The following is a 14531-nucleotide window of genomic DNA, read 5'->3' as shown; positions in this document are numbered from 1 at the left end:
TAAAGGCTAAATGGCAACAATTTTTTCCGTGCTTTTCGCTATTCTGGGCACAAAATGACAAATGGATATCTTTTAATGATGAATAGCTCCTGGGTTAAAAACGCCATCAATGAAATCAACGCGGATTATCAGCGTTCTGCGGATACGCATCTCATTCGTCTGTCACTCCCGGCGTTTCCGGGCATTCAGCTCTATTTAAAAGATGAGAGCACGCATCCGACCGGGAGCCTGAAACATCGTCTGGCACGCTCACTGTTTCTGTATGGACTGTGCAATGGCTGGATCAAAGAAGGCACTACCATCATCGAGTCATCATCCGGCTCAACGGCGGTTTCCGAAGCGTATTTCGCCCGTCTGTTAGGATTACCGTTTATCGCCGTTATGCCTTCGTGTACTGCGAAACGTAAAATTGAACAGATTGAGTTTTACGGCGGGCGCTGTCATTTCGTGGAAAGCGCCTGCGAAATTTATGCGGCTTCTGAACAATTGGCGCGTGAGCTGAACGGCCATTACATGGATCAGTTCACTTACGCTGAGCGCGCCACCGACTGGCGCGGTAACAATAATATTGCCGACAGTATCTTTCGGCAGATGCAATGCGAGCCCAACCCCGTTCCCCGGCATATCGTGATGAGTGCCGGAACCGGCGGCACCTCGGCGACCATTGGCCGCTATATTCGTTGTCAGGGCTACGACACTCGTTTGATGGTGGTGGACCCGGAAAACTCGGTCTTTCTGCCCTTCTGGCAAGATCGCGATGCAACCTTACGCAGCCCGGTAGGTAGCAAAATCGAAGGTATCGGTCGCCCACGCGTAGAACCGTCTTTCATTCCTGATGTGGTCGATGAAATGCTGCGCGTGCCGGATGCCGCCAGCGTGGCCACCGCGCATTGGCTGGAGACGCAGTTGGGCCGTAAAGTTGGCGCCTCAACCGGCACCAACATGTGGGGAGCATTACAACTTGCCGCCCGTATGCGCGATGCAGGAGAAACGGGATCGCTGGTGACGTTGTTGTGTGACAGCGGCGAACGTTATCTGGAAACCTATTACAACCCGCAGTGGGTCGACGCGCACATCGGTGATTTAACGCCGTGGAAAGCGGAGCTGGCTCAACTCCTGAATACCCACTAATCAGACAAAAAAAAGCCAGACGCGAAGTCTGGCTTGCTGGAAGGGATCTCTCATTCGGGGGAATAAGGTAGATGCGGATTGTCCAGCCAATGCGTCAAAAAGTGTGATACTGCCTGATTACGGCAATGCCCAATCACCGATAAATGAGGCAGTTCAGCAATCAGTTGCGGCATCGCGTTACCCATAATCAGGCCGCGCCCTACGCTACTTAACATTTCGCGATCGTTCATGGCATCGCCAAACGCCATACACTCGGCCATTGAATAACCTAAGTGGTTGCTTAATACCGCCAGCGCAGAACCTTTATTACATCCCAGCGGCAGCACCTCGAGGCAATCAACCGCGGAGAAACAGAGATTCGCCTGTTCACCCAGCGCCTCATTGAGTTGAATGCGCAGACGGATCAGCGTGTCATGATCGCCACAGAAACAGATCTTCGTTACCTGGTGGGCGGGAATACGTTTCACATCCACGATCTGGTAACGAAATCCGCTATACACATGCGCCTGAAGCAGCGCTGGAATTTCTTGTCCGGTGAACCAACCGTTGTCATTAAAGACATGCATGCTGGCCGTGGTGTCCCACTTCTGGTGCAATACACTATCCGCAACATTCGGATCCAGATCCTGGCGGTGCAGCACATCACCCTCCAGCGAGTGAATGCGCGTACCGTTACCCGTGATTAAAAAGGCATCCAGCGAAATAGAACCCAGAATGTGGCGCATCTCCAGCACATGGCGACCGGTGGCAAATGTCAGAGTGATATCACGTTCACGCAGGCGCGCCAGCGTTGAAAGCGTTTCATCACCTAAATGGTGATTCGGCATCAAAAGAGTGCCATCCATATCAAATGCAGCCAGACGAGCCATTTCTTTCTCCACACTGTGAGGCGGTTAACTTGTGATTCAGTATCACCTGAGATATACGGAAGTAATAGTGAATAGATAAAATGAATTGTTCCGGGTTTATATGCGACTATTGAACCGACTAAATCAATACCAACGCCTGTGGCAACCCTCGAACGGGGAGCCGCAGTCGGTGACCATTGGCGAACTGGCTGAACGCTGTTTTTGCAGCGAACGCCACGTGCGAACCTTGTTAAAACAAGCGCAGGATGCAGGCTGGCTGGAGTGGCACGCCCAATCGGGGCGGGGTAAACGCGGGCAGCTACGCTTTTTAGTTACGCCGGACTCACTACGCAATACCATGATGGAGCAGGCGCTGCAAAAGGGGGAACAGCTTAGCGTGCTGGAGCTGGCCCAACTGGCGCCGGGTGAATTAAGAACCCTGCTACAACCGTTTATGGGCGGTCAGTGGCAAAACGACACGCCAACCCTGCGTATCCCCTATTACCGCCAGCTCGACCCTTTGCACCCCGGATTTCTCCCTGGCCGCGCAGAGCAACATCTCGCCGGGCAGGTATTCTCTGGCCTGACCCGGTTTGACACGCATACACAACGCCCCTGCGGTGATTTAGCTCACCACTGGAATATCTCCGCCGACGGCCTGCGTTGGGATTTCTATATTCGCTCCACGCTGTACTGGCATAACGGCGATGCCGTCAGCAGTACGCAGCTACATCAGCAGTTGCTGAAGCTGTTAGAACTACCCGCGCTGAATAAGCTGTTCATCAGCGTCAAACATATTGAGGTGACCCATCCCCAGTGTCTGACCTTTATTCTGCATCGCCCCGACTTCTGGCTGGCGCATCGTCTGGCAAGCTACAGCAGCCATTTGGCGCATCCGGAACATCTGTTTGTAGGTACAGGTCCATTCCGGTTGACGTTGTTTACCCCTGAGCTGGTGCGTATCGAGAGTCACGATCACTACCACCTGAGTCATCCACTCCTGAAAGCGATCGAATACTGGATAACTCCGCAACTCTTCTCCCAGGACTTGGGCACCAGCTGTCGCCATCCGGTGCAAATAGCGATAGGTAAACCCGAAGAGTTGCCCATGCTAAGCCAGGTGAGCAGCGGGATAAGCCTCGGTTTTTGCTATCTCACGCTCAGAAAAAGTGCGCGCCTGAATACCTTGCAAGCCCGCCGGCTGGTCAATATTATCCATCGCTCTTCCCTGCTACAAACGCTGGAGGTAGATGAAAACCTGATAACCCCAAGCAATGCGCTGCTGCCTGGATGGACGATCCCGCAATGGGATGAGTTGAACGAGGTAGCGCTACCGGAAAAACTGACGCTGGCGTATCACCTGCCGGTTGAACTACATGCCATGGCTGAACAGCTTCGCCAGGCGCTGGCGCTACTCGGCTGTGAATTAACGCTTATATTTCATAATGCTAAAAACTGGGACGGTAATCATCCTTTAGCGCAGGCCGACCTGATGATGGGAGACAGACTGATTGGCGAAGCGCCTGAATATACCCTCGAACAGTGGTTACGTTGCGATCAACTGTGGTCACATGTACTCAATGCGCCTGAATACACGCACTTGCAAACCACGCTGGATGCCCTGCAAGTCCAGGCCAATGAAGACGATCGTCACGCGGCGTTACAGCAAGTGTTCGCCACGCTGATGAATGATGCCACGCTGACTCCGCTGTTCAATTATCACTATCGTATTAGCGCGCCACCAGGCGTGAACGGTGTTCGCCTGAATCCTCGCGGCTGGTTTGAGTTCACCGAAGCCTGGTTACCGCCCCCTTCAGCATGAAGAAGCTGGTCGACACCACGTCCAGGCGCTACCATATGGGTTTCGTTATTTGTCAGGAAAAGCCATGAAACGTGCCGTTGTTGTATTCAGTGGAGGTCAGGACTCCACGACCTGTCTGGCGCAAGCGCTACATCAGTATGATGAAGTCCACTGCGTGACCTTTGATTATGGTCAGCGCCATCGCGCTGAGATTGATGTCGCACGTGATCTGGCCTTAAAACTCGGCGCGCGTGCGCACAAAGTGCTTGATGTCACGCTGCTTAGCGAACTGGCTGTCAGTAGCCTGACCCGTGATAACATTCCGGTGCCTGATTACGAACCGGATGCGAATGGCATTCCCAATACCTTTGTGCCCGGACGCAATATTCTGTTTTTAACGCTGGCGGCGATTTACGCATATCAGGTACAGGCAGAGGCGGTCATTACCGGTGTTTGTGAAACCGACTTCTCTGGATATCCTGACTGTCGCGATGAGTTCGTCAAGGCTCTGAACCATGCCGTGAGCCTGGGGATGGCAAAAGATATCCGCTTTGAAACTCCGCTGATGTGGATCGATAAAGCCGAAACCTGGGCGCTGGCCGATTACTGGGGCAAGCTGGACCTGGTACGCGAAGAAACGCTGACCTGCTATAACGGTATCAAAGGTGACGGTTGTGGTCACTGCGCGGCCTGTAATCTGCGCGCCAACGGTCTTAACCATTATCTGGCGGATAAACCGGCAGTGATGACGGCGATGAAGCAGAAAACCGGGTTAAAGTAATGGGTTGAGCGATGCCGGATGGCGCTTTGCTTATCCGGCCTGCAAGCACTCGCAGCCACTACTTCACCATCAGTTCCAGTTTCTCGCGCAACTCTCCTTCCAGCGGTAGCGCTTTTTGCGTTTTCAAATCAATACAGACGAAGGTAATCAACGCATCTGCTACCACCTGTCCTTCCGGCTCCAGGGTGATAGTCTGGTTCAACACACCGCTTTTGCCATTTAACTGCTGTACCTGACTGGTAATAGTCAGCAGGTCGCTCAGCACCGCCGGACGGCGATAGTTGATATTAATATTCACAACCACAAAAGCGATGTTGTGAGCGGTCATCCACTGAAAGCTGTCGCTGTTTTCCAGTCCATCCCAGCGTGCTTCTTCCAGAAACTCAAGATAACGGGCATTGTTGACGTGCTGATAGACATCAAGATGATAACCACGGACTTTGATTTGTGTTTGCATAGCGCAGAAACCTTACGTTTTTTTATATGTACATATTCAGGGTGAAGAGGCCATAACTGGTATGACCTCTATAGTCTGGCAAAATTTCAGCGCTCTGCAAGTTATTAAAGTGTTAAAACTGCCAGGTTACGCTCTACCAAAGAACTTCCCATCCCCGGCACCTGCTTTAAATCATCGACCGTTTTAAATGGCCCGTACTCTTCTCGATAGCTGACAATGGCCTGAGCCTTTTTCAGTCCGACCCCATTCATCACTCGCGCTAAATCCTCCGCAGAAGCGCTGTTGATGCTTACCCTGGTGCCTTCATCGTCGCTTGCTTTAGCGGGTTGCGTAGCCTTGCTTTGCGCCACTGTGGAAGCATCCGCTTTGGTTTGAGTCGCCTGGTTTTTGGTAACGGGCTCTGCAGCCAATGCGCTTTGGGCCATAGCGCCGCAGGTCAATGAAAGGGTGATAAGCAGGGCTTTGATTCCATGTTTCATACTGTTTTCTCCGTGTTTGTTAACAGTGGAATCACGATAGCGAGGTGCGGAACAGCAGACAAACGGCAAATAACAGAAATGGAAAAGGCCGCGAAAGCGGCCTTTGGTTAATACAACTTTTTGCAATTTTTTGCGAGCAGCCTCGGTTATTGCTGTTGCTCCAGCGCGTCACCGATTTTAATTTTTGCGGCTTTACGCAGGTTGCTCATCAGCGCTTCAAACACAATCTGCGCGTTGTTCTGGGTGATCCCCTGAACCATCGCTTTCTTCTGCGCTTCAGGCATCGAACCCGCTTTCACTTCGTCCAGCGCCAGCAGAACAACGTTACCCTGCATATCGTTCGCCACGCCGTAGCTCGGTTTGTCTTTCGCTGGCAGGCTCAGACCAAAGGCTGCCTGGCTCAGAGGATCCTGACCAGTGCGGCTCAGCGTTTTCGCCTCACCAAAGCTCAGACCCGCGGCTTTCATCGCTTCATCGCCTTTACCGGCTTTCAGGTCCGCCAGCAGTTTATCAGCATCCAGCTTAGCCTGTTGCTCTGCTTTATTGTGCTTAACAAGCGCAGTAACCTGCTCTTTCACTTCAGCCAGTGGCTTAACGGCTTCGGCTTTGTGCTCTGCAATACGCAGCACAAACGCGCGATCGCCATCCACGGTAATGATATCAGAGTTACTGCCAGGCGTACCGTTCTCGCCAACCAGACCCCCATTGAAAATGACGTCAGCGACGGGTTTGAAATTCAGCTCTTCCGGCAGACTGTCACGGCTAAACCAGCCCGTTTCAACCGCTTTCATACCGGCAGCTTGCTCCGCACCCGCCAGGGATTCGTTATCGTTGCTGGCTGCATCGCTCACTTTCTGCTGCAGCGCATAGTACGCATCCAGCGCTTTTTCCTGCTTCACTTTCGCCGCAATGTCGTCACGGGCTTCGCTCAGCGGTTTAACCTGCGCAGGCTGTACGTCATCAAGACGCGCAACGAGGAAACCAACGGAAGATTTAATCACACCGGACAGTTGGCCTTTGTCTTTCAGGCCGGCATTTTTCAGCTCATCCGGAGTGGTGGAATCTTCCAGCCATCCCATATCGCCACCTTTACGGGCAGAGATGATGTCGGCTGATTTTTCTTTCGCCAGCGCAGCGAAATCTGCGCCTTTGCTCAACTCATCCAGTACCGCTTTAGCTTCATCTTCCGTTTTCGTCTGAATAATGCTGTAGCGGTTACGCTGCGGCTGAGTGAACTGGTCCTGATGCTGGTCATAGTAAGACTGAATATCAGCATCGCTGGCCGTCTCCTGCAGTGCAGCAGCGTCCAGCTTGATGTAGCTCACGCGGAACTGTTCCGGCGTCATGAAGTTGTTTTTATTCTGCTCGTAGTAGCTGGCAACTTCCTGCTCGGTAACGGATTGCTTCGCGGCAAGCGCGTTAACGTCAATCGTCGCCTCACGCACGATACGCTGCTGTGCGACCAGCGCCGCCAGCTCATCGGTTTCGCCTTTCAGCATGAAGTCCGTACCGGCAACGCCGTTGATCAACTGCTGGGTAGTAAGCTGATTACGTAATGCCTCAGCGTACTGATCGGCGGTCATTCCCATTTGATTAACAATCGCATTGTAGCGGTTGTTATCAAATTTGCCGTCCACCTGGAAAGCAGGCGTGGCGAAAATAGCCTGTTTAACCTGATCGTCGCTGATATTGAGCTTCAGCTCGCGGGAGTATTGATCCAGCAGCGCTTCGTCTACAAGACGATTCAGCACCTGCTGACGCAGCGTTTTCATATAGCCCTCATTCGCCGCCAGCTCAGAGTATTGATCGCCCAACTGTTGCTGCATGCGGTTACGTTCGCTATTGAACGCATTCTCGAATTGCCCGCGGCTGATCTCCTGGCCATTCACTTTGGCGGCGTAATTGTTGCCCCCGCCAATCAGGTAACCACTCACGCCGGTCAAAATGAACGACACGATAATGATACCGAAAATAATCTTGAGCACGAGACTGTTAGCAGCCGTGCGTAAGCTGTCCATCATGGTGTAACCACACTCCGCTGTAGATGACTATACGCGTTATCCTTCAAGCCGCCTGCACATTGTTACAACAACGGCGGCAAGGATTTTGAGTATATATGCTTCACGCAGCATAGCGTTTCCTGAACGCTGCGCACAAAGGCCTATTGTGACAAGAAACGGGGGCAATTGTCAGCCCACAACACGTAGAAAGTACCGGAATCAGAAATAAAAAAGGCACATCAGTTGATGCGCCCTTGTACTTCGTCACATCCCCAAAGGGGAAATCACTTAGTTTACCGCGTCTTTCAGTGCTTTACCTGCACGGAAGCCCGGTACTTTAGCCGCGGCGATGGTGATCTCTTTACCTGTTTGCGGGTTGCGACCAGTACGGGCAGCACGCTCTTTAACGGCAAAAGTACCAAAACCTACCAGCGCTACGTCATCGCCTTCCTTCAGGGATTCGGTAACAGAAGCAATAATTGCATCTAACGCACGTCCAGCCGCAGCTTTAGAGATATCAGCCCCTGCAGCAATTTTGTCGATCAGTTGAGATTTATTCACTCTTCTCTTCCTCTTTTATAATTTATATCGCACCTGAATCCTTCAAAGCGCGACCGCGCAGCAGTTATATCAGGCCTGCCATGCCCTTACAACACCCGTTAATGATGGCAAGCCTAATCCGTCATCTAAATTAGCTATACAAAAAAAGGCTGGCAAGTCCGAAATGGCCTGCCAGCCCTGTTTTTATTAGTGCTCTTTGCGCGAGGTCACTATTTTGCGGTCACAACCTGCATTCCAGAGGGTTCATTTTGCAGCGCAAGCGTCAAAACTTCCTCGATGCGTTTCACCGGATGGATGTCCAGATCGGCAATCACGTTGTCCGGAATCTCTTCCAGGTCACGTTTGTTTTCATCTGGAATTAAGACCGTCTTAATGCCGCCACGGTGCGCCGCCAGCAGTTTTTCTTTCAAACCACCGATTGGCAGCACCTGACCACGCAGAGTGATCTCGCCGGTCATCGCCACATCGGCGCGTACCGGGTTACCGGTCAGACAAGAAACCAGCGCGGTACACATGGCAATACCGGCACTTGGACCATCTTTCGGCGTCGCCCCTTCCGGTACGTGAACGTGGATGTCGCGTTTTTCGTAAAAGTCCGGATTAATACCCAGTTTTTCCGCGCGCGCGCGCACCACGGTCAGTGCAGCCTGAATAGACTCCTGCATTACCTCACCCAAAGAACCGGTGTAGGTCAGCTTGCCTTTACCCGGAACGCAGGCGGTTTCGATGGTCAGCAGATCGCCGCCCACTTCCGTCCACGCCAGACCGGTCACCTGACCGACGCGGTTTTCGTTGTCCGCGCGACCATAGTCAAAGCGCTGTACGCCCAGGTAGTCGTGCAGGTTGTCGCCATTGATCACAATATGTTTCAGCGATTTGTCGAGCAGCAACTGCTTCACGGCTTTGCGGCACAGTTTAGAGATTTCACGCTCCAGACTACGCACGCCCGCTTCACGGGTGTAGTAACGAATAATGCCCACAATGGCGCTATCGTCGACCGTAAGCTCGCCTTTTTTCAGCGCGTTACGCTCAATCTGTTTCGGCAACAGGTGACGTTTAGCAATATTCAGCTTCTCGTCTTCGGTGTAGCCGGACAGACGGATCACTTCCATACGATCCAGCAACGGCGCCGGAATATTCATGGAGTTCGAAGTCGCAACGAACATCACGTCGCTGAGATCGTAGTCCACTTCCAGGTAGTGATCGCTGAACGCCACGTTCTGCTCTGGATCCAGCACCTCAAGCAGCGCGGAAGCCGGATCGCCACGCATGTCGGAAGACATTTTATCGATCTCATCGAGCAGGAACAGCGGGTTTTTAACGCCCACTTTGGCCATTTTCTGGATCAGTTTACCCGGCATCGAACCGATATAGGTCCGGCGGTGACCGCGAATTTCAGCCTCATCACGTACGCCGCCCAGTGCCATACGGATGTATTTACGCCCGGTCGCTTTCGCGATGGACTGGCCCAGAGAAGTTTTACCTACCCCCGGCGGCCCAACCAGACACAGGATCGGCCCCTTGATTTTGTTCACACGGCTTTGAACCGCGAGATACTCAAGGATACGGTCTTTGACGCGTTCCAGACCGTAATGGTCGGTATCGAGGATTTCCTGCGCCTGACGCAGGTCTTTTTTGACCTTGCTACGCGCATTCCACGGTACCTGTACCATCCAGTCGATGTAGCCACGGACCACGGTCGCTTCCGCCGACATCGGAGACATCATTTTCAGCTTCTGCAGCTCTGCTTCGGCTTTCTCTTTTGCCTCTTTCGGCATTTTCGCCGCGTCGATTTTGCGTTTCAGCGCTTCGTTTTCGTCCGGCGCATCATCCATCTCGCCGAGTTCTTTCTGAATAGCTTTCATCTGCTCGTTCAGATAGTACTCGCGCTGGGATTTTTCCATCTGCTTCTTCACGCGGTTGCGAATGCGTTTCTCAACCTGCAGCAGATCAATTTCAGATTCCATCATCGCCATCAGATATTCCAGACGTTCGTTAACGTCGGACATCTCCAGCACGGACTGCTTATCTGCCAGCTTCAGCGGCATGTGCGCAGCGATGGTGTCCGCCAGACGCGCGGGATCGTCAATGCTGTTCAGCGACGTCAGCACTTCTGGTGGAATTTTCTTGTTCAGCTTGATATAGCCTTCGAACTGGCTGATAGCGGTACGCACCAGCACTTCCTGTTCGCGCTCATCAATGGCAGGCGAGTCAAGGTACTCCGCTTTTGCAGAGAAATGCTCGCCGTTGTCAGACAGCGCAGAAATACGCGCGCGCTGTAACCCCTCGACCAGCACTTTTACGGTGCCGTCAGGCAATTTCAGCATCTGCAAAATAGAGGCCACGGTCCCGACGGTGAAAAGATCGTTTACACCCGGCTCATCCGTTGACGCTTCTTTCTGTGCGACCAGCATGATTTTTTTATCATGGTCCATAGCCGCTTCCAGACAACGGATAGATTTTTCCCGCCCTACAAATAAGGGTATGACCATGTGCGGATAAACCACCACATCGCGCAACGGCAATACGGGGATTTCAATGCGTTCAGAACGCTCAGGATTCATAGAGCTCTCTCTTAGTTTAGTGTCCGCCAGGTAATCAGGTGGTACGACTGTGCTTCACACCACCTTTAACATGTATGTCAGTATATGGGGATGTTTCCCACACATTCAACGCCATGTTTACGGAAAAATAAAAGGGGAGATAAAATCCCCCCTTTTTAATTAAATGTCTGTATGAATTGATGAATTATTCGCCAGATGCCTGCTGTGCTTCCGGCTTACCGTAAATCAGCAATGGCTTGCTCTGACCGCCAATCACCGACTCATCGATCACCACTTTTTCGACGTCTTCCATCGAAGGCAGATCGTACATGGTGTCAAGCAGCGCGGCTTCGACGATGGAACGCAAACCACGGGCACCGGTTTTACGCGCCATCGCTTTCTTGGCGATAGCATCCAGCGCTTCCTCACGGAACTCCAGATCGACACCTTCAAGGTTGAACAGCGCCTGGTACTGCTTGGTCAAGGCGTTTTTCGGCTCTTTCAGGATCTGGATCAGCGCTTCTTCACTCAGTTCGCTCAGCGTTGCCACCACCGGCAGACGACCGATGAACTCAGGGATCAGACCAAATTTGATCAGATCTTCCGGCTCCACCTGCGACAGCAGCTCACCTTCGCTGGCTTTATCAGACTGCGCTTTTACCGTTGCGCCAAAACCAATGCCGGAGCCGGTTTCAACACGGTTAGCGATCACTTTGTCCAGACCAGCGAACGCGCCACCGCAGATAAACAGGATCTTGGAGGTATCAACCTGCAGGAACTCCTGCTGCGGATGTTTACGTCCCCCCTGCGGCGGAACGGCGGCAACCGTACCTTCGATCAGTTTCAACAGCGCTTGCTGTACGCCTTCGCCAGAAACGTCACGGGTAATGGACGGGTTGTCAGACTTACGAGAAATCTTGTCGATTTCATCGATATAGACGATCCCGCGCTGCGCTTTCTGTACGTCGTAGTCGCACTTCTGCAGCAGTTTCTGAATAATATTTTCAACATCTTCACCCACATAACCGGCTTCGGTCAGCGTGGTGGCGTCAGCCATAGTAAACGGAACGTCCAGCAGGCGCGCCAGCGTTTCAGCCAGCAGCGTTTTACCGGACCCCGTCGGGCCAATCAGCAGGATGTTACTTTTGCCCAACTCGACGCCATTGCTGGTGTCGCCGTTGCGCAGACGTTTGTAATGGTTGTATACCGCGACCGCCAACACTTTCTTCGCCTGTTCCTGACCGATAACGTAATCGTCCAGGTGATTGCGAATTTCATGTGGCGTCGGCAGCGCACTGCGTTCACGGTGCGGTGCTACTTCCTTAATCTCTTCGCGAATGATGTCGTTACACAAATCGACACATTCGTCGCAGATATACACGGATGGACCGGCAATCAGCTTCCGCACTTCATGCTGGCTTTTGCCGCAAAAAGAGCAGTACAACAATTTGCCCGAGCCATCTTTGCGTTTATCTGTCATGGGTCAAAACCTCTTCTTTGTTCTTTGTGCCGCACACGACGACGCAAATGCCATTCTCAGGCGCAAGACGCTAGTCAGCGTTGTGCCGCTCCAGGTAATTATAGCGGCACACCTGCGCACTGGGCATTAATTACGATGGGTCAAAATCGAGTCGACCAGACCGTACTCTACCGCTTCAGAAGCGGAGAGGAAGCGATCGCGCTCGGTATCACGTTCAATCTGCTCAAGAGATTGACCCGTATGATGCGCCATAAGTTCGTTCATGCGCCCTTTTACCTTCAGGATTTCGCGGGCATGAATTTCAATATCCGTTGCCTGGCCCTGGTAACCGCCCAGAGGCTGATGGATCATGACGCGAGAGTTAGGCAGGCAAAAACGTTTACCTTTCGCCCCGGCAGTCAGCAGGAACGCGCCCATTGAGGCCGCCTGGCCCATACAAATGGTGCTGACGTCCGGCTTAATAAACTGCATGGTGTCATAGATAGACATCCCGGCAGTAATTACCCCACCAGGGGAGTTGATGTACAGGTAGATATCTTTTTCCGGGTTTTCTGCTTCCAGGAACAGCATCTGCGCCACAATCAGGTTAGCCATATGGTCTTCGACCTGGCCAGTCATAAAAATGACGCGTTCCTTAAGTAGACGAGAATAGATATCAAAAGAGCGCTCACCACGTGAGGTCTGTTCAATGACCATCGGCACCAGCGCCATATGGGGTGCAAAGTTATCTCGTTCGCCGCTGTATGACATTTCCGTCTCCTGGATAAAATTTGAAAAAACCTGCTGTGCTGATTGTAACCTTATGGACGGATTATCAGCTAGTCCCTCAGTAATGGGTACGACATCGCCATAATTCAAGCATAACAATCTTTTGTTGTAACGCTAACACTGAAACGCTGTTTTCGCACTCTTCCCATGCAAAATGCGTGACAAAAAAAAACCCGCCACCAAAAGGTGACGGGCTTGCGTACGAAATTCGTGCTACAAAAGCGACGAATTACGCCTGCTGGTTCATCAGCTCGTTGAAGGAAGTGGCTTTTTCAGTCACTTTCGCTTTCGCCAGAACGGCTTCAACAGCTTGTTCTTCCAGAGCGACGTTACGCATGTTGTCCATCAGCTCTTTGTTTTTGCTGTAGAACTCAACAACTTCTTTCGGATCTTCGTAAGCAGAAGCCATCTCTTCGATCAGGCCTTTAACGCGATCTTCGTCAGCTTTCAGCTCGTTGGTGCGAATAACTTCGCCCAGCAGCAGGCCTACAACTACGCGACGCTTAGCCTGTTCTTCGAACAGTTCACGCGGCAGTTCCAGAGCTTGTTTCTCGTTACCGCCAAAACGCTGCGCAGCCTGACGACGCAGAACGTCGATTTCGCTGTCGATCAGAGCAGCCGGTACGTCGATGTCGTTAGCTTTTACCAGACCTTCGATCGCCTGAGACTTAACGCGGTTACGCACAGCGCCTTTCAGCTCGCGTTCCATGTTTTTACGTACTTCAGCACGCAGACCGGCTACGGAACCATCTTCAACGCCGAAACGTTTGATGAATTCTTCAGTCAGTTCCGGCAGTTCGCGTTCTTCAACTTTCTTCAGGTTGATAACGAACTTAGCGGCTTTACCTTTCAGGTTTTCAGCGTGGTACTCTTCCGGGAAGGTCACGTCGATAGTGAACTCTTCGCCAGCTTTGTGGCCTTTAACGCCTTCTTCAAAGCCTGGGATCATACGACCCTGGCCCATCGCCAGTACGAAGTCAGACGCTTTGCCGCCTTCGAACTCTTCGCCGTCTACAGAACCGGTGAAGTCGATGGTTACACGGTCTTCTGCATCAGCAGCGCCGTCTTTGTCTTTCCAGGTAGCCTGCTGCTTACGCAGAGTGTCCAGCATTACATCAACGTCAGCGTCGGTGACTTCAACAACCGGTTTTTCAACTTCGATTGCTTCCAGGCCAGTCAGCTCAACTTCCGGGTACACTTCGAACTCTACCGCGTAAGTAAAATCTTCACCCAGCTTGTATTCACCCGGAACGTAGTTCGGTGCGCCAGCCGGATTGATTTTTTCTTTGATGATCGCGTCAACGAAGTTGCGGCTCATCAGGTCGCCCAGCACGTCCTGACGCACGGAAGCGCCATAACGCTGAGCAACAACATTCATCGGTACTTTTCCTTTGCGGAAACCGTCAATACGCACTTTCTTCGCTACGTTGACCAGCTCGCTTTTCACAGCGGTCTCGATGCTGTCAGCAGCGATAGTAATCGTTACACGGCGGCCAAGGCCTTGAGTGGTTTCAACTGAAACTTGCATCTTGTTACCTCAAAAAATCACAGTGCTCGGTCAACTCTTCTCCGCAAGCACAGGTTGTTGGCTTCGCGGAACTGGGATGTTCTCATAAGCAATCACATTCCCTGTCGTCAGAATCATCCCGAAGACATTCCGAAAAATAAGACGCGCATTATAG

General features: G+C 52.2%; 12 protein-coding genes. 3 read left to right on the top strand and 9 right to left on the bottom strand.

Annotated elements, in window-relative coordinates:
* The first annotated feature begins 75 nt into the window (after positions 1-75).
* Entirely contained in the window at positions 76-1131 is a 1056-nt protein-coding gene (locus OOJ59_RS01350; protein WP_110498633.1) for a PLP-dependent cysteine synthase family protein, read from the top strand.
* Between the two features lie 50 nt (positions 1132-1181).
* Here the strand turns inward: OOJ59_RS01350 and cof are convergent, their stop codons facing one another.
* On the bottom strand, positions 1182-2000 hold the full coding sequence (gene cof, locus OOJ59_RS01345) for an HMP-PP phosphatase (protein ID WP_069323962.1): 819 nt from the start codon (positions 1998-2000) through the stop codon (positions 1182-1184).
* Between the two features lie 100 nt (positions 2001-2100).
* Here cof and OOJ59_RS01340 point away from each other — a divergent pair, with 100 nt between their 5' ends.
* On the top strand, positions 2101-3801 hold the full coding sequence (locus OOJ59_RS01340) for an SgrR family transcriptional regulator (RefSeq protein WP_160955581.1): 1701 nt from the start codon (positions 2101-2103) through the stop codon (positions 3799-3801).
* A 64-nt stretch (positions 3802-3865) separates the two neighbouring features.
* Positions 3866-4561, top strand: a complete 696-nt coding sequence (queC, locus tag OOJ59_RS01335) for a 7-cyano-7-deazaguanine synthase QueC (protein ID WP_038638285.1) — start codon at positions 3866-3868, stop codon at positions 4559-4561.
* A 58-nt stretch (positions 4562-4619) separates the two neighbouring features.
* Here queC and fadM read toward each other — a convergent pair whose 3' ends face one another.
* The 8 genes from fadM to tig form a co-directional block, all read right to left on the bottom strand.
* Positions 4620-5018, bottom strand: coding sequence for a long-chain acyl-CoA thioesterase FadM (fadM, locus tag OOJ59_RS01330; RefSeq protein ID WP_087857049.1), 399 nt, complete (start codon positions 5016-5018; stop codon positions 4620-4622).
* A 104-nt stretch (positions 5019-5122) separates the two neighbouring features.
* The gene (locus OOJ59_RS01325; protein WP_160955582.1) at positions 5123-5497 is read right to left on the bottom strand and encodes a helix-hairpin-helix domain-containing protein; all 375 of its coding nucleotides are present in this window, start codon (positions 5495-5497) and stop codon (positions 5123-5125) included.
* 146 nt (positions 5498-5643) lie between these two features.
* Positions 5644-7518 (bottom strand): peptidylprolyl isomerase, encoded by a 1875-nt coding sequence (ppiD, locus tag OOJ59_RS01320; RefSeq protein ID WP_085047635.1) that lies wholly within the window; start codon positions 7516-7518, stop codon positions 5644-5646.
* Positions 7519-7785: 267 nt separating this feature from the next.
* Entirely contained in the window at positions 7786-8058 is a 273-nt protein-coding gene (hupB, locus tag OOJ59_RS01315; RefSeq protein ID WP_003021629.1) for a nucleoid-associated protein HU-beta, read from the bottom strand.
* A gap of 209 nt (positions 8059-8267) precedes the next feature.
* On the bottom strand, positions 8268-10622 hold the full coding sequence (lon, locus tag OOJ59_RS01310) for an endopeptidase La (protein ID WP_038638272.1): 2355 nt from the start codon (positions 10620-10622) through the stop codon (positions 8268-8270).
* 184 nt (positions 10623-10806) lie between these two features.
* A complete protein-coding gene (gene clpX, locus OOJ59_RS01305; protein WP_003831013.1) occupies positions 10807-12081 on the bottom strand; it encodes an ATP-dependent protease ATP-binding subunit ClpX in 1275 nt (424 codons plus the stop codon).
* 126 nt (positions 12082-12207) lie between these two features.
* Complete coding sequence (clpP, locus tag OOJ59_RS01300) at positions 12208-12831, bottom strand: ATP-dependent Clp endopeptidase proteolytic subunit ClpP (RefSeq protein ID WP_032939995.1); 624 nt, start codon at positions 12829-12831, stop codon at positions 12208-12210.
* Between the two features lie 247 nt (positions 12832-13078).
* Entirely contained in the window at positions 13079-14377 is a 1299-nt protein-coding gene (tig, locus tag OOJ59_RS01295) for a trigger factor (protein WP_003021622.1), read from the bottom strand.
* Between the last annotated feature and the right edge of the window lie 154 nt (positions 14378-14531).

Source organism: Citrobacter sp. W9 (genome assembly GCF_026719375.1).
Taxonomy (GTDB): Bacteria; Pseudomonadota; Gammaproteobacteria; order Enterobacterales; family Enterobacteriaceae; genus Citrobacter; species Citrobacter werkmanii.
This window is presented reverse-complemented; position numbering and strand designations above follow the sequence as displayed.

Coding starts and splice junctions, on each gene's coding strand:
- OOJ59_RS01350 (WP_110498633.1), top strand. CDS start 76: ATGATGAATAGCTCCTGGGTTAAAAACGCCATCAATGAAATCAACGCG.
- cof (WP_069323962.1), bottom strand. CDS start 2,000: ATGGCTCGTCTGGCTGCATTTGATATGGATGGCACTCTTTTGATGCCG.
- OOJ59_RS01340 (WP_160955581.1), top strand. CDS start 2,101: ATGCGACTATTGAACCGACTAAATCAATACCAACGCCTGTGGCAACCC.
- queC (WP_038638285.1), top strand. CDS start 3,866: ATGAAACGTGCCGTTGTTGTATTCAGTGGAGGTCAGGACTCCACGACC.
- fadM (WP_087857049.1), bottom strand. CDS start 5,018: ATGCAAACACAAATCAAAGTCCGTGGTTATCATCTTGATGTCTATCAG.
- OOJ59_RS01325 (WP_160955582.1), bottom strand. CDS start 5,497: ATGAAACATGGAATCAAAGCCCTGCTTATCACCCTTTCATTGACCTGC.
- ppiD (WP_085047635.1), bottom strand. CDS start 7,518: ATGATGGACAGCTTACGCACGGCTGCTAACAGTCTCGTGCTCAAGATT.
- lon (WP_038638272.1), bottom strand. CDS start 10,622: ATGAATCCTGAGCGTTCTGAACGCATTGAAATCCCCGTATTGCCGTTG.
- clpX (WP_003831013.1), bottom strand. CDS start 12,081: ATGACAGATAAACGCAAAGATGGCTCGGGCAAATTGTTGTACTGCTCT.
- clpP (WP_032939995.1), bottom strand. CDS start 12,831: ATGTCATACAGCGGCGAACGAGATAACTTTGCACCCCATATGGCGCTG.
- tig (WP_003021622.1), bottom strand. CDS start 14,377: ATGCAAGTTTCAGTTGAAACCACTCAAGGCCTTGGCCGCCGTGTAACG.